Annotated in this window: 16 protein-coding genes and 1 pseudogene; 4 read left to right on the top strand and 13 right to left on the bottom strand. The window is 68.3% G+C overall.

Annotated elements, in window-relative coordinates:
- Positions 1 to 4: 4 nt before the first annotated feature.
- Entirely contained in the window at positions 5 to 1,027 is a 1,023-nt protein-coding gene (gene ptxS, locus HMPREF1224_RS13110) for a transcriptional regulator PtxS (protein ID WP_003113738.1), read from the bottom strand.
- 562 nt (positions 1,028 to 1,589) lie between these two features.
- Between ptxS and ptxR the strand changes: the two genes are divergently transcribed.
- Entirely contained in the window at positions 1,590 to 2,528 is a 939-nt protein-coding gene (ptxR, locus tag HMPREF1224_RS13105) for an HTH-type transcriptional regulator PtxR (protein ID WP_003089264.1), read from the top strand.
- A gap of 362 nt (positions 2,529 to 2,890) precedes the next feature.
- Here ptxR and pvcD read toward each other — a convergent pair whose 3' ends face one another.
- The 6 genes from pvcD to HMPREF1224_RS13075 form a co-directional block, all read right to left on the bottom strand.
- Positions 2,891 to 3,538: a paerucumarin biosynthesis heme-binding protein PvcD gene (gene pvcD, locus HMPREF1224_RS13100; RefSeq protein WP_003122751.1), complete on the bottom strand. Its 648-nt coding sequence runs from the start codon at positions 3,536 to 3,538 to the stop codon at positions 2,891 to 2,893.
- On the bottom strand, positions 3,531 to 5,033 hold the full coding sequence (gene pvcC / locus HMPREF1224_RS13095) for a paerucumarin biosynthesis protein PvcC (protein WP_010792987.1): 1,503 nt from the start codon (positions 5,031 to 5,033) through the stop codon (positions 3,531 to 3,533). The genes pvcD and pvcC overlap by 8 nt, the downstream gene beginning before the upstream one ends.
- A gap of 51 nt (positions 5,034 to 5,084) precedes the next feature.
- Complete coding sequence (pvcB, locus tag HMPREF1224_RS13090; RefSeq protein ID WP_010792986.1) at positions 5,085 to 5,960, bottom strand: paerucumarin biosynthesis oxygenase PvcB; 876 nt, start codon at positions 5,958 to 5,960, stop codon at positions 5,085 to 5,087.
- Between the two features lie 17 nt (positions 5,961 to 5,977).
- Positions 5,978 to 6,964, bottom strand: coding sequence for a paerucumarin biosynthesis protein PvcA (gene pvcA / locus HMPREF1224_RS13085; RefSeq protein WP_003089256.1), 987 nt, complete (start codon positions 6,962 to 6,964; stop codon positions 5,978 to 5,980).
- A gap of 214 nt (positions 6,965 to 7,178) precedes the next feature.
- The gene (locus tag HMPREF1224_RS13080; protein ID WP_010792985.1) at positions 7,179 to 8,165 is read right to left on the bottom strand and encodes an asparaginase; all 987 of its coding nucleotides are present in this window, start codon (positions 8,163 to 8,165) and stop codon (positions 7,179 to 7,181) included.
- 99 nt (positions 8,166 to 8,264) lie between these two features.
- Positions 8,265 to 9,710: an alanine/glycine:cation symporter family protein gene (locus HMPREF1224_RS13075; protein ID WP_010792984.1), complete on the bottom strand. Its 1,446-nt coding sequence runs from the start codon at positions 9,708 to 9,710 to the stop codon at positions 8,265 to 8,267.
- A 168-nt stretch (positions 9,711 to 9,878) separates the two neighbouring features.
- Between HMPREF1224_RS13075 and HMPREF1224_RS13070 the strand changes: the two genes are divergently transcribed.
- Positions 9,879 to 10,697: a transcriptional regulator gene (locus HMPREF1224_RS13070; RefSeq protein ID WP_003117809.1), complete on the top strand. Its 819-nt coding sequence runs from the start codon at positions 9,879 to 9,881 to the stop codon at positions 10,695 to 10,697.
- Between the two features lie 132 nt (positions 10,698 to 10,829).
- On the opposite strand, the gene lpdA is transcribed toward HMPREF1224_RS13070, so the two are convergent.
- The 4 genes from lpdA to HMPREF1224_RS13050 are packed head-to-tail and all read right to left on the bottom strand — an operon-like array spanning position 10,830 to position 15,796.
- A complete protein-coding gene (gene lpdA / locus HMPREF1224_RS13065; RefSeq protein ID WP_003120146.1) occupies positions 10,830 to 12,224 on the bottom strand; it encodes a dihydrolipoyl dehydrogenase in 1,395 nt (464 codons plus the stop codon).
- A 3-nt stretch (positions 12,225 to 12,227) separates the two neighbouring features.
- Complete coding sequence (locus tag HMPREF1224_RS13060) at positions 12,228 to 13,514, bottom strand: dihydrolipoamide acetyltransferase family protein (protein WP_010792983.1); 1,287 nt, start codon at positions 13,512 to 13,514, stop codon at positions 12,228 to 12,230.
- On the bottom strand, positions 13,515 to 14,567 hold the full coding sequence (locus HMPREF1224_RS13055; RefSeq protein ID WP_003089248.1) for an alpha-ketoacid dehydrogenase subunit beta: 1,053 nt from the start codon (positions 14,565 to 14,567) through the stop codon (positions 13,515 to 13,517). It lies immediately after the preceding gene.
- Entirely contained in the window at positions 14,564 to 15,796 is a 1,233-nt protein-coding gene (locus HMPREF1224_RS13050) for a 3-methyl-2-oxobutanoate dehydrogenase (2-methylpropanoyl-transferring) subunit alpha (protein ID WP_003111886.1), read from the bottom strand. The genes HMPREF1224_RS13055 and HMPREF1224_RS13050 overlap by 4 nt, the downstream gene beginning before the upstream one ends.
- A gap of 309 nt (positions 15,797 to 16,105) precedes the next feature.
- Here HMPREF1224_RS13050 and HMPREF1224_RS13045 point away from each other — a divergent pair, with 309 nt between their 5' ends.
- Complete coding sequence (locus HMPREF1224_RS13045) at positions 16,106 to 16,567, top strand: Lrp/AsnC family transcriptional regulator (RefSeq protein ID WP_003089245.1); 462 nt, start codon at positions 16,106 to 16,108, stop codon at positions 16,565 to 16,567.
- Between the two features lie 71 nt (positions 16,568 to 16,638).
- Positions 16,639 to 16,932 (top strand): inner centromere protein, encoded by a 294-nt coding sequence (locus HMPREF1224_RS13040; RefSeq protein WP_003113727.1) that lies wholly within the window; start codon positions 16,639 to 16,641, stop codon positions 16,930 to 16,932.
- Here the strand turns inward: HMPREF1224_RS13040 and HMPREF1224_RS13035 are convergent, their stop codons facing one another.
- Positions 16,933 to 17,934 (bottom strand): DNA topoisomerase IB, encoded by a 1,002-nt coding sequence (locus HMPREF1224_RS13035; RefSeq protein WP_010792982.1) that lies wholly within the window; start codon positions 17,932 to 17,934, stop codon positions 16,933 to 16,935. It abuts the gene before it with no gap.
- A 55-nt stretch (positions 17,935 to 17,989) separates the two neighbouring features.
- Positions 17,990 to 19,279: pseudogene (locus HMPREF1224_RS13030) on the bottom strand (FAD-dependent oxidoreductase); the annotation flags it as partial.
- Positions 19,280 to 19,372: the final 93 nt, after the last annotated feature.

Below are 19,372 nucleotides of genomic sequence, written 5' to 3'. Positions count from 1 at the left end.
GCCGCTAGCCGCGTGGATGGGTCGAGCCGCGAACGATCAGTTGCGCCGGGAAGGTCACCCGGCGCGCCGGCTCGCGGTCGCCTTCGAGTCGCGCCAGGAGGCGCTCGAAGGCGGTGCGGCCGATTTCGTCGGTGGGTTGGGCGAGGGCGGTGATGCCGCTGCCCACCAGTGGGTACCAGTCGAGTTCGTCCAGGGCCAGCAGGCCGACCTCATCGAACAGCCGGCAGCCGAGGTCGCGCAGTTGGCGGGTGGCGCAGAGGGTAGCGACGCCGTTGCAGGTGAACAGCGCCTTCGGCCCGGGGCCGCTGGCCGAAAGGAAGGCGCGCAGGCCGTCGCGGAAGAAGTCGTCGGTTTGCAGGACCTGGCCCTTGAGCGCCGGTCGCCGGCCGATGGAGGCATTGAAGGCCTGGACCCGCTCGATCCGCGAGCTGGTGCCGTCGAGCGGTTCGGTGACCAGCAGGATGTCGCGGAAGCCGCGGTGCTGCAGGTGGTCGAGGGCCTGTTCGACGGCGTCGGCGTTGTCCAGGCCGACCAGGTCGGTATCCAGCTCGGCCAACTGGCGGTCCACCAGCACCATCGGCAGTTCGCGGTGCAGGGCGCGCAATTCGCCGGGATGGTGGCCGAGGGTGTTCACGATCAGTCCTTCGACGTTGTAGGACTGCAGGGCGGCCAGGTGATGACGCTCCTGCTCGTCGTCGCGGTCGGTATTGCACACCACCAGGCTGTAGCCGTGTTCGCGGCAGGCGGTTTCCACGCCATGCATGACGGCCACGGAGTAGGGGTTGAGGATGTCCGCCACCAGCATTCCGATCAGCCGTGTGCGCCCGCGCTTGAGGCCTCGGGCCATCTGGTTGGGGCGGTAGTCGAGCTGGTCGATGGCGCGCTCGATGCGCCGGGCGGTGGCATCGGCGAGCAACTGGCGGTCGCCGCCGATATAGCGCGACACGCTGGCCTTGGAGACGCCGGCGGCCTCGGCCACCTGGTTGATGGTGACGCGGCCACGGCTGGGCAGTACTGAACCATTCACGGACCTGGTACCTCTTGGTGCTGTTCTTATTGGTGTGTCCGGCTGGTCTTCGCCAGCGGATGCCAGGAGTTGAAACCGGTTTCAGAAAATACCAGAAGGCCGATGCCCGTCAACGGGAAAAAAACGCCTACCGGGGCCGAGCCAGGCATGAGGCCAGGACGTTGTTCATGAAAACCGAATAATCGTTTCGAATGATGGTTTGCAATTATTAATGTCGAATGGAATGAATGTGCCATATCTCCATAAATAAAAAGGAAGTTTGTCCAATACTTGAGAAACTACTTTAAGAAGGTTTTGTCGGTAGAAAGCGATCAATCAGGCGAGCTTCGCTGACATGAAAAGCACCCGGCCGACCGTCTGAAGCAGTTCTCATTTATCGGAAAACGAAGGTGGCGCGCTGAAACTTATGCGCGCCTGGCGGTCTTTATCGACGACCTGACCGCCCGGTCGCGTCATCACGCTCACCGATCGTTGCGGGTCCTGTCGAATGCCGCCGTTCCGTCGCAGCAGGATTTTTCGACAAGACCCGTCCGGACCCACTTCCCGGCTAAGGAATGACAGGATGAGCGCCGCCCTGGAGCGATTGAATCATCTGAACCTGAATCACTTGTATGCCTTCGTCGCCGTCGCCGAACACAACAGCTTCACCGCCGCGGCGGAGGCCCTGGGCTTGTCGAAATCGCTACTCAGCGAGCAGTTGCGACGCCTGGAGGCCGACCTCGGGATCCAGTTGCTGACCCGTACCACCCGTCGCATGACCCTTACCGATCGCGGCGAACTGCTGTTCGGCGTGGCCCAGCGCATGCTCGGCGAGCTGGACGGCGCGCTCTCCGATGTGCGCGACCTGCAGGGCGAGCCCAGTGGCCGGTTGCGCATCACCGCGCCGCAGGACTTCGTCAAGTGGCACATCAGCAGCGTTTCCGCGGCGTTCATCCGGCAGTTTCCCAAGGTCCAGGTGGAAATGCTGGCCGATGACCAGTTCAGCGATCTGGTCGGCCAGCGCATCGATCTCGCGGTACGTATCGGCTGGCCGCGCGACTCCGGCCTGCATGCCAGCAAGCTGTGCGACTTCCAGCAGGTTGCCGTGGCGACGCCGGGATACCTCGCCGGTCTGCCGCCGGTGCTCCAGCCGCACGACCTGGCGCGTTGCGAATGGATCGGCCATACCCGCCTGAGCACGCCCTGGACCTGGACCTTCGAACGCCAGCGCGAGCGTGCCACGGTACAGACCCGAGGGCGCCTGCTGGCGAACAACACCCTGGCGGTGTACCGCCTGGTGCTCGACGGTGCCGGCGTCAGCGTGCTGCCGAGCTTCCTGGTAGCCCGCGAGATCGCCCGCGGACGGCTGGTCCGGCTGCTGCCCGGTTGGCGCCTGCCGCAGGGCGGCATCTATGCCCTGTACCCCTCGGCGCGCTACATGCCGGTGCGGGTCAGGGCGTTCATCGAGTCGCTGCGCGAGCATCTCGGTCGCGAGCCGTTCCGCCTGGCGCAGAGCGAATGAGGCCGGGCATCCGTGCCTGGGGATAGGGCGAATAACGCCACCGGCGTTATCCGCCGCCGACGTCACGGATAGGCGGCGGATAACCGCGAGCGGTTATTCGCCCTACGGATCGGGCTTCGGCAGCATCTCGGTCGCAAGCCATTCCAACTGGCGTAGGGCGAATAACGCCACAGGCGTTATCCGCCGCCGACGTCGCGGATAGGCGGCGGATAACCGCGAGCGGTTATTCGCCCTACGGATCGGGCTTCGGCAGCATCTCGGTCGCAAGCCATTCCAACTGGCGTAGGGCGAATAACGCCACAGGCGTTATCCGCCGCCGACGTCGCGGATAGGCGGCGGATAACCGCGAGCGGTTATTCGCCCTACGGCCCCAGGCTGCCCAGGTAGCCGGCGAGCGCCTGGATGTCGCTATCCTCCAGGCCGCCGGCGACCGCGCGCATGGTCGCGCTGTTGCCGCGCTTGCCGTCGCGGAAGCCGTGCAACTGGGTTGCCAGGTATTCCGCCCATTGCCCGGCCAGGCGCGGCGCCTTCAGCGCCGCCAGGCCCTGGGCGGCGGGCCCGTGGCAGGTGACGCAGGGCGGTACGCCGCGCTGCGCCAGGCCGTTCTCGAAGAGCTGGCGGCCGCGTTCGCGTTGCCTCGGGTCGGCCAGGGTCTGCTCGCCGGCACTCATGCGCTGGGCGGCGAACCAGGCGGAGACGTTGACCACGTCCGCCGCGCTCAGCTCCTCGCCGCGGCCGTTGGTGGCCGGGTTGCGCCGGCGCTGGGTCTTGAGGTCGTAGATCTGCTTGTACAGGTATTCCCGGTCGAGCCCGGCGAGCTTCGGGTAGCTGCGGTTCGGCCGCGGCCCGCCGTTGCCGTCGTCGTCGTGGCAGCGCGAGCACATTTTCTGCGCCATCGCCTTGCCGCGCGCCAGGTCGGCGGGCGCGTCCGGGCCCGGCACGGCGGCGGCCAGCGGCAGGGAAAGCAGGGCCGAGAGGCAGCCGGCCAGCCAGCGTTTGCGCTCAGTCATGCTGCCAGGGCCCCCGCAGCCAGCCGTGGATGTCGTAGTCGGCCATGCAGCGCTGGACCATCGCCTCGCAGTAGGCCAGGTGCCCGCGACGGCTGGCCCAGGCCAGCGAGTCGAGGCGGATCTGCTCGGCATTGCCGGAATAATGGCTCTCATAGACCGCGTGGCGCGCGCCGAACTCGCTGCCGGTGGCGTCCCAGATCAGCTTGAACAGCTTCAGGCGCTGCTCCGGCTCCAGCTCGGCACCGCGGTAGTAGCTGTCCACCAGCCGCCGCGCCTCGCCGTCGCGCAGGTCGGCGGCGCCCGAGACGGTGACCAGCGGGGCGCCGCCGAGGGCGCTTTCCAGCAGCTCGCGGACCCGCTTCCAGATCTGCGGCACCTGGATGCGCAGGGCATTGGCGTACTCCAGGCGCGGCACCGCCGACCCGGCGGCGTTGCGCTCCGGGTCGCGGGCCATGGCGGTGGTCAGCGCCTGCAGCAGGTGCTGCAGGGCGATCAGCTCGCCGAGGGCAGCCTGTATCCCGCGGAAGCCCTGGGTGCCATTGGCGCGCACGCCGAGGGAAAGCAGGCCGATCATCAGCTCCAGCTTCACCCCGAGGCGGATGCCGGACTGGAAGTTGTACAGGTTGGCGAAGCCCGACTCGGAATAGAAGCCGGTGGCGCGGCGCAGGTCGCGGTAGACCAGGACGTCCTCCCAGGGAATCAGCGCCTTGTCGAACAGCAGCACGCTGTCGTTCTCGTCGAAGCGGCTGGACAGCGGATAGTCGAAGGGACTGCTCGCGCGCTCCTCGTAGGATGGCCGGCACATCAGGCGCAGGCCGGGGTTGTCCATGCGGGCGAAGAACACAACAGCGAAGTCCTCGGCCTTGCCGGCCTCCATCTGCGCCGAGGCGACCGGGGCGACGAAGGTGGCGTTGGTGATGGCGCTGCCGGTGGCGAGCATCTTCGCCCCGCTGACGACGATACCCTGGTCGGTCTCGCGTTCGACGTGGACGAACACGTCGCGCATCTCGTGGATCGCCTTGCTGCGGTCCAGCGGCGGATTGATGATCGCGTGGTTGAGGAACAGCCCGCGGTCGGCGAAGGCGCGGTGCCAGGCGCAGGCGTTATGCCGGTAGTCGCCGTAGAAGCCGGCGCCGGCCTCCAGCCCGGACATGAACGCCGCCTTGTAGTCCGGGGTACGCCCCATGAAGCCGTAGGTCATGCGCGACCAGCAGCCGATCGCCTCGCGCGCGCCGAGCAGGTCCTCGGCGTTCTGCGCGGGGGTGAAGAAGCGGTGGCTGCGGCGGCCCTGGGCATCGACCCGGGTGAGGACGTCGCGCTGCTCGCCGTGGAGGCCGTCGTAGAGCCCGGCGATGCTGCGGCAGGCGTTGCGGAACGCCCTGTGCCGGGTGACGTCGGCGACCCGTTCGCCGTTGAGGTAGACCTGGCGACCGTCGCGCAGGCTGTCGAGATAGTCGGCGCCGGTCATCAGCGCGTTGGGGACGGAATGGCTCATGCTGGTTCCTTGTCGGGACGCCGGCCGTGGCGCGCACGGCCGGCGGGGCGGTCAGTCGCGCTGCAGGTGCGGGTTGCGCAGCGCCGGCTCGGCGTGGATATGCACCCGCCGCAGGTGGCGCGGCGCGCGGTGGGCGAAGGCCTCGCGACCGTGCAACAGGGTCAGGTTGTCGGCGATCACCAGGTCGTCGCTGCGCCAGCGGTGGGCGTAGTGCGCCTGTGGGTGGTACAGGCAGCGGCGCAGGCTGGCGAGCAGTTCGCCGCGCTGTTCCGGGGCGATGCCGTCGTAGTGGAACTCGGAGGGGTTGATGAAGCTGGCGTCGCCCTCGACCGGCGGTTCGCAGAAACGCAGGATGGGGAATTCGCGGCGCGGGTGGCGCTCGACTATCGGCGCCGCCGAGCGGCTGCTGTAGTGCGCCGCGCTGCGCTGGTACCGGCCGCTGGCGCGGCGCCAGAGTTCCAGCTCGCTACTGTCGGCCAGTTGCAGCGCCGCCGGGGTCGAGCTGAAGGTGGTGCGGCCGCCGTCGCTGTCGCCGGGCGCGTCGACACAGTGGAACACCTGGAATTCCGGGACCGTCTCCAGGTACATGCCGTCCCAGTGCAGCGGCACGTAGTTGTTGGCGAAGATGTGGTCCTCGGCGCCTTCCTGTTCCACCAGCTCGAGCACCGCGCCGAACGGCCACAGCATGACTTCGCCGAAGTCGTGGCAGTAGCGGGTCAGGCTCTCGGCGTCGGCGAAGGCGGCGAAGCCGCGCAGGAGCAGCAGGTGGTGGCTGCGAGCCAGGCCCTTGAGCCACTGCGCCGGCAGCTCGCCGACGTGCATGCCGGGGCGGCCGGACTCCAGCAGCAGGCCGAAGCGCGGCTGGTTGCCCTGTTCGTCGCGCAGCGGCGAGAAACGTACCGGTTGATCGCTGAGATAGGCGTTCATCGTCTGGCTCCTCGGGCTCAGGCCACGGCGGCGCGCCGGGCGGCCCTGGCCGGCAGGCGGTAGTGACTGGGCTGGCCGTTGATCTGCACCAGCTCGCCGCCGAGTTCCAGCACCTCGCTGCGCTTCATCAGCACGAAGCGGTCCTCGGTGTTCACCGCCACGCCGTGCCAGGGCGTCAGCCAGTCGTCGCGGGTCGGCATCATGTGGATGCCGAACTTCAGACTGTCCGCCGGCTGCGGATGGATGGACAGGCGGATCGCGCGGGGGAACTGGTCGGCCAGCAGCGCGCCCCAGGCCCAGCTGCGCTGGATCACCCCGTAGGCGCGCTCCTTGGCGTCGCGTTGCAGGGCAGTCTTCGAGCCCTGGTAGTCGGGGGTCAGGCCGTCCTCGTAGAGGAAACGGGTGATGGCGCGGTACAGCAGCAGGCCTTCTTCGCTGGCCAGCAGGGTCTCGCGGATGCTTTCCAGCGGCTCGGCGTAGCCGTCGATCAGCAACTGGCGGAGCTGCTCGTGGTTGTCGCGCTGGGCCTCGAAGGCGCGTACGTCCTCCAGGTTGAACACGCCGATATGGGTGGCGCCGATCTCCTCGATCATCAGGCGCAAGGCATCCTGGTAGGCGCTGATGTGCGCATCGCCGATCCTCACCAGGTCGCCGAACACCCGGCCATCGGAGCAGACGGTGATCTTCGCGCCCGGTGCATAGAACAGCTGGATGCGCTGGCACAGGTGGTTGAGGAACGACAGCGACAGGCGCTCGGCCATGTCCGGACGGCTGTCGAGGACCTTGCCGGGGTTCGGCGACTTGGCCGGAAACGCCGGCAGGACGAATTCGATGGGCTCGCCGGCTTCGATGAAGGCGGCGATGCGCGGCAACTGGACCTGTTCGATGCGGCGGATCTCGTCCGCTTCGCTGGCGCTCTGGCGATGCTCGGGGTAACGGCGGCGATAGAGCAACAGTTCTTTCAATACGCGTGCGGGAAGGGTGTCTTCGGCGATGGCGTACATGCAGGTGTTTCCTCCTTGTGGGCGGATGCCGGCGGGGCCGGCAGCGGAAGGCGACATCCTGTGGACTCGCCGCCGGGGGATAAACCGGGGAAGGCCGGAAACACTGTTCGCTGAAGCTTGACGATGGGCGCCGGGCACGGGCGGGCCGCCGGCGTTGTCGCGTATCGCGGGGAGGGCTGAAGGAAGCGGCCGCCGGCGGGCGGCCGCAGGGCGGTCAGTCGGCGTTCTCGCCGCACAGGTCGAGGGCGAACCAGCGTTGCGCTTCGTCGCGTCCGAGGCCGGCGCCGAGCAGGCCGAAGAGCTTGCCCAGGGCCGCCTCGCGGGTCATTCCGCCAGCCGAGAGCAGGCCGGCGTCGCGCAGGCGGCTGCCGGCGGCGTAGACGCCGAACTCGACCTGGCCGTAGGCGCACTGGCTGACCGCGGCGAGCAGCACGCCGCGGGCGTAGGCTTCGCGCAGCAGCGCCAGCAGCTCCTCGTCGTCGGACGGGCCGGTGCCGCTGCCATAGCATTCCAGCAGCAGCGCTTCCACGCCGCTGTCGAGCAGCCCGCGCAGGTGCGCGGCGCGCAGCCCTGGATAGAGCGGCAGCACGGCGAGGTTCACTTCCCGGCGCGGCTGGCGGTAGCCGAGCGCCGCAGGCACCGGCGCATGCTCGGCGTGGCGCGGTCGCGGCAGTTCGGCGAAGGCGTCGAACGCGTCGCTGCGCAGCTTGCTGACTCGCGCGCCGTGCAGCAGGGCATCGTTGAAATAGACCTGTACGCCGCGCGCGTGGCCCTCCTGGAGGACGCGCAGGGCGCCGACCAGGTTGTCCCAGGCATCGCTGCCCGGCGCGCCGGCCGGCAGCATGGAGCCGGTCAGCAGCACCGGGATCGGCAGGTCGAGGAGCAGGAAGGACAGCGCCGCGGCGCTGTAGGCCAGGGTGTCGGTGCCGTGCAGGAGCAGCACGCCGTCGTGGCCGGCGTCGAGCGCGGCGACGATGGCGTCGCGCATCGCCAGCCAGTTGCCCTGGGTCATGTTGGCGCTGTCCAGCGGCGGTTGCAGTTCGGCGAAGCGCCAGCGCAGGTCCGGGGCGTCGCCGAGGCTTTGCAGGTGGTCGCGCATGCGCGCTTCGAAGCCACCGGCCGGAGCCAGACCCTGCGGGGTCTGCAGCATGCCGATGGTGCCGCCGGTGTAGAGCACGAAGAGGTTCTTGACTGGGAGCATCCGTAATCCTTGTGTCGGGCCTTTTCGCGCCGGACGTGCGAAGAGGGGACACCATTGTGGCGCAGGCGCCGCTCCGGGGGGAGGGCGCCTGCGCGAGACTCAGCGATTGCCGCTCGGCAGCGGCTCGGCGTCCGCCTGCGCCGGGGGCTCGGCGCGCTGGCCGGCGGGCCAGGCTTCGCGGTCCAGGTCGAGGTCGGCGAACTGCGCCGAGTCGAACACCGGCTGCTTGATACCGGCGCGACGCTGCACGTCATAGTCGCGCATCACCCGCAGGCCGACCTTGAACAGCAGGGCCAGGGCCATCAGGTTGACGAAGGCCAGGCAGGTCATGGTGATGTCGGCGAAGGCGAACACGGTGGACAGGTCCTGCACCGAGCCCCAGACCACCAGGGCCAGCACCAGCGCGCGGTAGCCGATCAGCACCAGGCGGTTGCGGCTGAGGAACTGCAGGCTGTTCTCGCCCAGGTAGAAGTTGTAGAGGATGCAGGTGAAGACGAACAGCGACAGGGCCACGCTGACGAACACCCGGCCCCAGTCGCCGACCACCGCGGCCAGGGAGTTCTGGGTGAGGACGATGCCGTCGCCTTCGAAGCCCGGGGTGTAGAAGCCCGAGAGCAGGATCAGCAGGGCGGTGCAGGTGCAGATCACGAAGGTGTCGAGGAACACGCTGAAGGCCTGGACCACGCCCTGTGCCGCCGGATGGCGCACGGCGGCGACCGCGGCGACGTTCGGCGCGCTGCCCAGGCCGGCCTCGTTGGCGAAGACGCCACGCTTGACGCCCATCACGATGGCGCTGCCGAGCAGGCCGCCGAACGCCGGGTCTAGGCCGAAGGCGCTCTTGACGATGGTTTCCAGCATTGCCGGGACGTGCTCGATCTGGCTGGCGATGACGTACAGGGTGACGCCGATGTAGGCCAGGGTCTTGATCGGCACCAGCAGGTCGGAGACCGCGGCGATGCGCTTGATGCCGCCGATGAAGACCACGCCGAGCAGCACCGCCAGGGCGATCCCGGTGTGCTGCGGGGCGAAGCCGAAGGCGTTCTGCAGCGAATGGGTGACGGTGTAGGACTGCAGGCCGTTGAAGGCGAAGCCGTAGGTCACCAGCAGGAGTACCGCGAAGAGCACCGCCATCGAGCGCAGCTTCAGGCCGTGCTGGATGTAGTAGGACGGGCCGCCGCGATACAGGCCGTCGCCGTCGCTGCGCTTGTAGACCTGGGCCAGGGTGCATTCGAAGAAGCTGCTGGACATGCCAACCAGCGCGGTGACCCACATCCAGAACACCGCCCCCGGACCGCCGAGGGTCACGGCGATGCCGACCCCGGCGATGTTGCCGGCGCCGACCCGGCCGGCGAGGCTCAGCATCAGGGCCTGGAAGGAACTGAGCTGGCCGGCCTGGCCGCGCAGCGATTCCCTGAATACGCCGAACATGTGGCCGAAGTGGCGGAACTGGACGAAACGCGAACGGATCGTGAAGTAGGCACCCAGGCCGACGATCAGGACGATGAGGACTTTTCCGGAAAGGAAATCGTTGAGCATTTCAAGCATGGAGGTCTACCTCGGTTCTTATTCTGGTACCGGCGTGCGCTGCGGCAGCGCCTTGGTGCGCGGCGCATGGTTGGCCATGACGCACCTGGTTACAATTTCGCGGGTTGCTCCTGCTTGATGCGACCTGATGCTAGAATCGCGTCCATAGCATCAGTTTTGGAGCCATCGATGTCCGAACACCTGGGCGCCAATCTCAAGCTGCTTTGCAGCCATTACCGCTCGATTTCCGAGGTTTGCCGGCAATTGGCGATCAATCGCGCACAGTTCAACAAGTACCTCAGCGGCCAGAGCCAGCCGACGCCGTACAACCGCAAGCGGATCGGCGACTTCTTCGGCGTCGAGGACTACGAGCTGGGCTTGCCGCCCGAGCAGTTCGCCCGCCTGATCGGCGCCCGCACCAGCGCCCAGCCGCGCCAGCCCAGCAACGACCCGCTGTTGCGGCTGCTGCAACCGCTGCGCGCCGAGGCCGGCGACCTGGGCCGCTACTGCGGCTACTACTTCGAATATGCCAACTGCATGTCGGTGCCAGGCAGCATCCTGCTCTCCCTGGTGCATCTCTACGAGGAGGACGGCGTGTTCCTCTTCGAGCGCCAGGAACGCCAGGAGCGCACCAGCAGTACCGACGTGCAGGCGGAGGAGTGGGCGCGTTGCCGCTATCTCGGCGCGGCCTTCCAGTTGCAGGACCGGGTGTTCCTGATCGACTACGAGTCGCTGACTCTCAACGAGATGAGCCAGACCATCCTCATTCCCAGTTTCAAGAGCCGTATCACCCGCCTGAACGGCCTGAAGATGGGCGTTTCCAGCGGTGACCGGCGGACCCCGGCATGCAGCCGGGTGGTCTGGGAGTACCTCGGTGCGGAAATCAACCGGATCAACGCCTACCGCCAGGTGCGCCTGTACCGCCCGGACGATCCGCGGATCGACGAGGATATTCGCCAGCGCCTGGCGGCGGGGAGCTTGCGGCATGGGTTGCTGGAGACGGAGTGAGGGGCGGGGGATCGCGCAGGGCGGTGAGACCTGCTGACGACCCGGTTCGCGGCCACGAAAAAAGCCCCCTTGCCCGACGGGCAAGGGGGTAATGTGCGCCGGTGGTTGGCCGGCTACCGAGGTTCGCGGGAATCAGATGTGCAGGGCGTGTCCCAGCGCGCGCAGGGCGGCTTCCTGGACCGCTTCGCCGAGGGTCGGATGGGCGTGGATGGTGCCGGCGATGTCTTCCAGGCGGGCGCCCATCTCCAGCGACTGGGCGAAGGCCGTGGACAGTTCCGAGACCGCCTTGCCCACCGCCTGCCAGCCGACGACCAGGTGGTTGTCGCGACGCGCCACCACGCGGACGAAGCCTTCGTTGGCCTCCAGGGTCATGGCGCGGCCGTTGGCGGCGAACGGGAAACTCGCCACCAGGCAGTCCAGGCCGGCATCCTTCGCCTGCTCCGGGGACAACCCGGCGACCACCACTTCCGGATCGGTGAAGCACACCGCGGGGATCGCCACCGGGGCGAACTGGCGACGCTTGCCGGCGATCAGCTCGGCGACCATCTCGCCCTGGGCCATGGCCCGGTGCGCGAGCATCGGCTCGCCGGCGAGATCGCCTATGGCCCAGACATTGCGCATCGAGGTGCGGCACTGGTCGTCGACCTTCACCGCCCGGCCGTTCATGTCCAGGCCCAGGCTTTCCAGGTTCCAGCCTTCGCTGCGCGGCTTGCGGCCGACCGCCACCAGTACCTGGTCGGCGGCGATCTCGCGCTCCTCGCCGGCGCCGTCGCGGACCCGCACGCCGTTCTCGCTCGGGCCCAGCAGGCTGTGCCCGAGGTACAGCTCGACGCCCAGCTTGCGCAAGGCCTGGGCCACCGGCTTGGTCAGTTCTTCGTCGTAGCCCGGCAGGATGCGTGGTTGCGCTTCCACCACCGCCACCTCGACGCCGAGCTTGCGGTAGGCGGTACCCAGCTCCAGGCCGATGTAGCCGCCGCCGACCACCACCAGGCGCTTGGGCAGGCTGCCGGGCGCCAGCGCCTCGGTGGAGGAGATCACCTTGCCGCCCAGCGGCAGGATCGGTAGCTCGACGCTCTGCGAGCCGGCGGCCAGCAGCAGGTGCTCGCACTCGATGCGCTGGCTGCCGCCGCCGGCGAGTTCGACCGCCACGCTTTTGCCGTCGAGGATCCTCGCCCAGCCCTGGACGACATCGACCCCGTGTTTCTTCAGCAGCGCGGCGACGCCGCTGGTGAGGCGGTCGACGATGGCGTCCTTCCATTCCACGGTGCGGGCGATGTCGATGCTCGGCGCCTGTACCTGGATGCCCAGCGCCGACCGGCCGGCATAGTGGCGGGCCTTGAGGTATTCCTCGGCGGCGTGGATCAGCGCCTTCGACGGGATGCAGCCGACGTTCAGGCAGGTGCCGCCGAGGGCGGCGCCCTCCACCAGTACGGTGGGAATGCCCAGTTGCCCGGCACGGATCGCCGCGACGTAGCCGCCGGGACCGCCGCCGACGATCAGCAGGGAAGTCTTCAGGATCTGGCTCATCGCTTACTCCAGGAACAGGGTGGCAGGATGTTCGAGCAGGCCGCGCACGGCCTGGATGAAGGCCGCCGCGTCCATCCCGTCGACGACCCGGTGGTCGAAGGAGGAGGAGAGGTTCATCATCTTGCGCACGACGATGTTGCCGCCGACCACCATCGGTCGCTCGACGATGCGGTTGACGCCGACGATGGCCACCTCCGGATGGTTGATCACCGGTGTGCTGACGATCCCGCCGAGCGCGCCGAGGCTGCTCAGGGTGATGGTCGAGCCGGACAGCTCTTGGCGTTGCGCCTTGCCGCTGCGTGCGGCTTCGGCCAGGCGCGCCACTTCGCCGGCGTTGCCCCAGAGGTCGCGCGATTCGGCGTGGCGCAGCACCGGCACCATCAGGCCGTTGTCGCTCTGGGTGGCGATGCCGACGTGCACCGCGCCGTAGCGGGTGACCACCTCGGCCTCGTCGTCGTAGCGCGCGTTCAACTGCGGGAAGTCGCGCAGCGCCACGACCATGGCGCGGACCAGGAACGGCAGCAGGGTCAGCTTGCCGCGCTGGCCACCCCATTTCTGGTTGAGATGGGCGCGCAGGGCTTCCAGATCGGTGACGTCGATTTCCTCGACATAGCTGAAATGCGGGATGCGTCGCTTGGCGTCCTGCATCTTCTGGGCGATCTTGCGACGCAGGCCGATCACCGGCACCGCCTGTTCGTCGTGTCGCTCGGCATACCCCTGCGCGGCGCCGCCGCTGCGCGCGACGCTGCCATCCTGGGTCAGGTAGGCATCGAGGTCCTCGTGGAGGACGCGTCCGGCGGGACCGCTGCCCTGCACGAACTGCAACTCGATGCCCAGGTCGCGGGCGCGCTGGCGCACCGCGGGGGAGGCCAGCGGGCGTTCGCCGGGCTGGCGCCGCTGCCGTGGCGCCTCGCTGTCGCGCAAGGCGCGCGGCGCTTCGGCGGCGGCTTTCGGCGCCGCGACCGGGGCTTCCTTCGGTTTCTCCGGGGTGGCGGCGACGGGCGCGGCCGGCGTCGCCGCGGCCGGACTCTCGGCGAGGTTGCCGGCGCCTTCCACCTCCAGGCGGATCAGTTCGCCGCCCACCGCCATCACCTGGCCCGGCTGGCCGCCGAGGGCGAGGATGCGTCCGGCCACCGGCGAGGGAATCTCCACCGTGGCCTTGTCGGTCATCACCTCGGCGAGGACCTGGTCTTCATTGACCGAGTCGCCGACCTGGACATGCCACTCCACCAGTTCGACCTCGGCGATGCCTTCCCCGATGTCCGGCATCTTGATCACATGGGTACCCATTCAGACCTCCATCACACGCTTGAATGCCGCGCCGACGCGCGCGGGGCCGGGGAAATACGCCCACTCCTGGGCATGCGGGTAGGGGGTGTCCCAACCGGTGACGCGCTCGATCGGCGCCTCCAGGTGGTGGAAGCAGTGCTCCTGCACCAGCGACATCAGCTCGGCACCGAACCCGCAGGTGCGGGTCGCCTCGTGGGCGATGACGCAGCGGCCGGTCTTCTTCACCGAGGCGACGATGGTTTCCAGGTCCAGCGGCCAGAGGCTGCGCAGGTCGATGATCTCGGCGTCCAGGCCGGTCTCGTCGGCCGCGGCCTGGGCCACGTAGACCATGGTGCCGTAGGTCAGCACGGTCAGCGCCGCGCCGGGGCGGACGATCGCCGCCTTGTCCAGCGGCACCTTGTAGTAGCCGTCCGGCACCTGGCTGGCCGGATGCTTGGACCAGGGCGTCACCGGGCGGTCGTGGTGGCCATCGAACGGGCCGTTGTAGAGGCGCTTGGGCTCGAGGAAGATCACCGGGTCGTCGTTCTCGATGCAGGCGATCAGCAGGCCCTTGGCGTCGTAGGGGTTGGACGGCATCACCGTGCGCAGGCCGCAGACCTGGGTGAACATCGCCTCCGGGCTCTGGCTGTGCGTTTGCCCGCCGTAGATGCCGCCGCCACAGGGCATGCGTACGGTCATCGGCACGATGAAGTCGCCGGCCGAGCGATAGCGCAGGCGCGCCGCCTCGGAGATCAACTGGTCGGAGGCCGGGTAGACGTAGTCGGCGAACTGGATCTCCACCACCGGGCGCAGGCCGTAGGCACCCATGCCGACCGCGGCGCCGATGATGCCGCTCTCGGAGATCGGCGCATCGAACACCCGCGAGGTGCCGTATTTCTTCTGCAGGCCTTCGGTGCAGCGGAACACGCCGCCGAAGTAGCCGACGTCCTGGCCGAATACCACCACGTCGTCGTCGCGCTCGAGCATGATGTCCATCGCCGAGCGCAGCGCCTGGATCATGGTCATGCTGGTGACCGTCTGGGCGTTCTCGTGTTGCGGGTTCATGGCATTCATACCCCGAGCTCCTGGCGTTGCCGGCGCAGGTGCTCCGGCAGTTCTGCATAGACGTCCTCGAACATGCTGGCGGCGCTCGGCACCCGGCCGTCGATCAGGGTGCCATGGCTCTCCGCCTGTTTCTGCGCGGCCAGTACTTCGGCTTCGAGGGCCTTGTGGGTGGCTTCGTGCTGTTCCTCCGACCAGATGCCGAGGCCGATCATGTGCCGCTTCAGGCGGGCGATCGGGTCGCCCAGCGGGAAGTTGGTCCAGTCGTCGGCGGGGCGGTACTTGGACGGGTCGTCCGAAGTCGAGTGCGGGCCGGCGCGGTAGGTGACCCATTCGATCAGGCTCGGCCCGAGGTTGCGCCGGGCGCGCTCGGCGGCCCACTCGGAGGCGGCGTAGACCGCCAGGAAGTCATTGCCGTCGACCCGCAGCGAGGCGATCCCGCAGCCCACGCCACGGTTGGCGAAGGTGGTGCCTTCGCCGCCGGCGATGGCCTGGAAGGTGGAGATCGCCCACTGGTTGTTGACCACGTTGAGGATTACCGGCGCGCGGTAGACATGGGCGAAGGTGAGGGCGGTGTGGAAGTCCGACTCGGCGGTAGCGCCGTCGCCGATCCAGGCCGAGGCGATGCGCGTGTCGCCCTTGATCGCCGAGGCCATGCCCCAGCCGACCGCCTGGATGAACTGGGTGGCGAGGTTGCCGGAGATGGAGAAGAAACCGGCCTCCTTGCTCGAGTACATGATCGGTAGCTGGCGGCCCTTGAGCGGGTCGGCCTCGTTGGAGAGAAGCTGGCAGATCATGTCCACCAGCGGGTATTCGCGGGTGATCAGGATGCCTTGCTGGCGATAGGTCGGGAAGCACATGTCGCCGTCGCGCAGGGCCAGGGTGTGGGCGGTGGCGATGGCTTCCTCGCCGAGGCATTGCATATAGAAGGAAAGCTTTTTCTGCCGTTGCGCGGTGAGCATGCGCGCGTCGAACAGGCGGGTCTTGAGCATCGCCCGCATGCCGCGCAGCAGTTGTTCGTTGCTGAGCTGCGGATTCCAGGGACCGACGGCGTGGCCGTCGTCGTCGAGCACACGTACCAGGCTGTAGGCCAGGTCGCTGGTCTCGGCGGGCTCGACATCCACCGGCGGCTTGCGTACCTCGCCGGCGGGGGACAGGTGCAGATAGGAAAAGTCGGTCTTGCAGCCAGGACGCCCGGTGGGCTCCGGGACATGCAGACGCAACGGCTCGTAATCACTCATGACAGGCCTCCGGCCCGGTCCGGGCCAAACGGTTGGAGAGATCAGAAACGGGCGAACGGCGCTCGAAGCGGCGGACTGGGCGGATGGCGGGTTCCCGTCCTGTGGGTGGGGGCGGGTTGCAGGCATGCCGGGGTACGGCAGGCGCGGTCGTACTGGGTGACGTCACTCATGGTGAGGCCCTCGGGTTTTGTTTTTGTAATTTCAGTATAGGCTTCGGGTGCTAGTTTTTTGCTCCAAATTGACTAAGGTATTCCGGCAGTATTGGGTTGTTTGAACTACAAGAATCGCTAACAAGAGAAACAACGCACCATGGCTGAACTCGACCGCATCGACCTGAAAATCCTCCGTGCCCTGGCCGACGACGGCCGCCTGAGCTGGCGCGATCTCGCCCAGAAGGTCGGCCTGTCGCTGACGCCGACGCTGCGCCGGGTACGCCGCCTGGAAGAGGAACACTACATCCAGGGCTACTTCGCCCGGCTCGACGAGGAGCGCCTGTCCGGGGCGATGAGCGTGTTCGTCTCGGTGTCCCTGGAAAAGCAGACCGGCGACTACCTCGCTCGCTTCGAGGAACGCATCGTCGATGCGCCGCAGGTCATGAGCTGTTTCCAGATGACCGGCGATGCGGACTACATGCTGCGGGTTGTAGTCAAGGATCTCGCCGCCTACCAGGCGTTCCTCACCAATACCCTGACCTGCATTCCCGGCGTGGCTGGCATCAAGTCGGCCTTCGCGCTGAAGTCGGTGATGCTGCGCTCGGCCCCGCCGCTCTAAGCATAGACCCTGTCTATCTGCGTAACGTTACGCTATTCTGATTGCGTAACGTTACGCAGATGGAGGCGTTCATGAAAGCCAGCAAACCCGGGCCCAAGCCGAGCGGCAAGGCCAAGTCGGCCGCCCAGCGGATGCGCGAATACCGCGCGCGCAAGGCCGAAGAGGCCCTCGGCGCCGAGCATTCCGACAAGGAGCGCGAGCGGCAGATCCGCCGTGAGGCGCGCGCCGAACTCGAACGCGTGAAGCTGGAGCAGCAGCGCCGCGAACACACCCTGCGCAAGGAACTGGAAGCCTGCCAGACCGAGATTGGCCGCCTGCTCGGCCTGCTGCGCCGGCACGGCATCGATCCGCACCCGGGCAACTGATCAGCCGGGCGTGTCGAGGAAGGCCAGCAGGGTCGCTTCCTCGGCACTCAGCCAGCGGCGCTTGCGGGCGCGCCTGAGCTGGCCCAGTTGCCCGGCCTGGTAGGCCTCGATGATCGCCGGGTGGATGTAGCATTGCCGGCAGATCGCCACGCTGTTGCCCAATTCGGCGGCGACCTCCGCCACCACCGCGCCAAGCCCGTCGGCTTCGGCACGCCGCAGGCGCTCCAGCGCCAGCGCGCTGCCGGCCCAGGTACGGTAGTCCTTGGCGCTGAAATCCTCGCCGGTATGCCGGCGCAGGTACTCATTGATGTCGTGGGAGCCGATGCGGTGCGGCTGGCCGTCCTCGTCCAGGTACTGCAACAGGTCCTGGCCGGGCAATTCCAGGCAGCGCCGCAGCACCCGCGCCAGGCGCGGATGCTCCAGGCTGACGTCGTGCTCGATGCCGCTCTTGCCCTTGAAGCGGAACCGGATGCGACTGCCGTTCACGTCCACGTGCCGGGTACGCAGGGTGGTCAGGCCGTAGGAGCGGTTGTCGCGGACGTAGCGGTGGTTGCCGACGCGGATCAGGGTGGCGTCGAGCAGCGCAACCGCCAGGGCCACCACCTTGTCGCGACCGAGGCCGGGCAGGCGCAACTGGGCGTCGATGTGCCGGCGCAGCCGCGGCAGCGCCTGGCCGAAGCGCAGCAGGCGCTCGTACTTGTCGGCATCGCGTACCTCGCGCCAGCGCGGGTGGTAGCGGTACTGCTTGCGCCCACGGGCGTCGCGGCCGGTGGCCTGGAGATGGCCGTTGGGGTCGGGACAGATCCAGACCTCGCGATAGGCCGGCGGAATGGCCAGCTTGTCCAGCCGGCGGATCTCCTCGGCGTCGCCGATGCGCTGGCCGTCGGCATCGAAATAGACGAAGCGCTTGCCCTGCCGGCGTCGACGGATGCCCGGCTGGCGGTCGTCGACGTAGCAGAGGCCGGCGGGCAGGGCGGGGATATCCGGTGGCGCTGCGCTCATGCTTGGGTTCCGAAGGAAAGCTTGCCTGTTTAGGCCGTTGCGCCCGCTGGAACGTTCAACCGCGCTGCGCTTGCTCCTGCTCGTAGCCGAGGGCGCCGGCGATATGGCGGCCGGCGATGTAGCCGAAGGTCAGCGCCGGCCCCAGGTTGATGCCGCCGGAGGGATAGTGGCCGGCGAACAGGCTCGCCATGTCCGCGCCCGCCGCGTACAGGCCGGGGATCGGCTGCCCGCCGCCGTCCAGCACGCGGGCCTGGGCGTCGGTCTTCAGCCCGGCGAAGGTGCCGAAGCAGCCGGGCTCGACCTGCACCGCGTAGTACGGTCCGCGTTCGATGGGGGCGACGCAGGGATTCGGCCCCGGATACGCCGGGTCGCCCTGCTTGCGGTTGAATGCCGTGCCGCCGCGGCCGAACTCTGGGTCGCGGCCCTCGCGGGCGTGGCGGTTGTATTCGGCGACGGTGGCGGCCAGGCCGGACGGGTCGATGCCGCAGCTCCTTGCCAACTGATCCAGGCTGGTCCCGCGCTTGAGATAGCCGCTGCGCAGGTGCGCGGCGATCGGCAGCGGCGCCGGACGCACGTAGCCGAGGCCGTAGCGACGCAGGAAGCGCCGGTCGCAGACCAGCCAGGAGCGTGCCGGCTGCCCGGGCGGGGTGGCCTCGAGCAGGGCGGCGACATAGTCGTGGTAACCGTGCGCCTCATTGACGAAGCGCCTGCCGTTGGCCAGCACGCCGATCACCCCGGGCTTGCCGCGCTCGATGATGTGCGGGAAGTGCCCGGTCTCGCCATCGCGGTGGGGAACTCGCGAGACCGGCGCCCAGGCGATCGGCGAGCGCAGGTCGTCGGCCACCCGGCCGCCGGCGCTTTCCCCCAGGCGCAAGCCGTCGCCGTTGCAGCCCGGCGGCGGCAGCGGCAGCAGGGTGTCCAGGGTGGGGGCCAGCTCGGCGCGGCGCTGCGGATCATGGGGAAAGCCGCCGCAGGCCAGGACCACGGCGCCTGCCTCGATGCGCAGGAGTCCCTCGGCGCTCTCGACCAGCGCGCCGACCACCTTGCCGTCACGCAGCAGCAATTCGCGGGCTGGCGCCGATTCGATCAGGCGCACACCCAGGGCTTCGGCGGACTTGGCCAGGCGCGCTACCAGGGCCACGCCATTGACCAGGTGCATGGCGCGACCGTAGCGCAGCAGGTGCCAGAGGTGGCTGGAAAAGCGCCGGGCGACATGCAGGAAGGCCGGCAGCGAGCGGGTCAGGTCGAGGAAGGCGGCGAGGTCGGCGCCGGCCATGATCGGCATGCCCATGAACGAGGTCTCCCGCAGGGTCTTGCGCAGGCGCGGCAGCAGCGGGCCCAGTTGGGGTCATGCCGAGATAAGGGGAAAATTCATTCATTTGGAATGTAAGCCATTGCTCTGAAAGGCTTTCTATCCGGCAAGCGCTGGCTTGCACCT

This window comes from Pseudomonas sp. P179 (genome assembly GCF_000478485.2).
Taxonomy (GTDB): Bacteria; Pseudomonadota; Gammaproteobacteria; order Pseudomonadales; family Pseudomonadaceae; genus Pseudomonas; species Pseudomonas aeruginosa.
The sequence above is the reverse complement of the archived record's forward strand: the minus strand, read 5'-3'. Positions and strand labels throughout refer to the sequence as shown.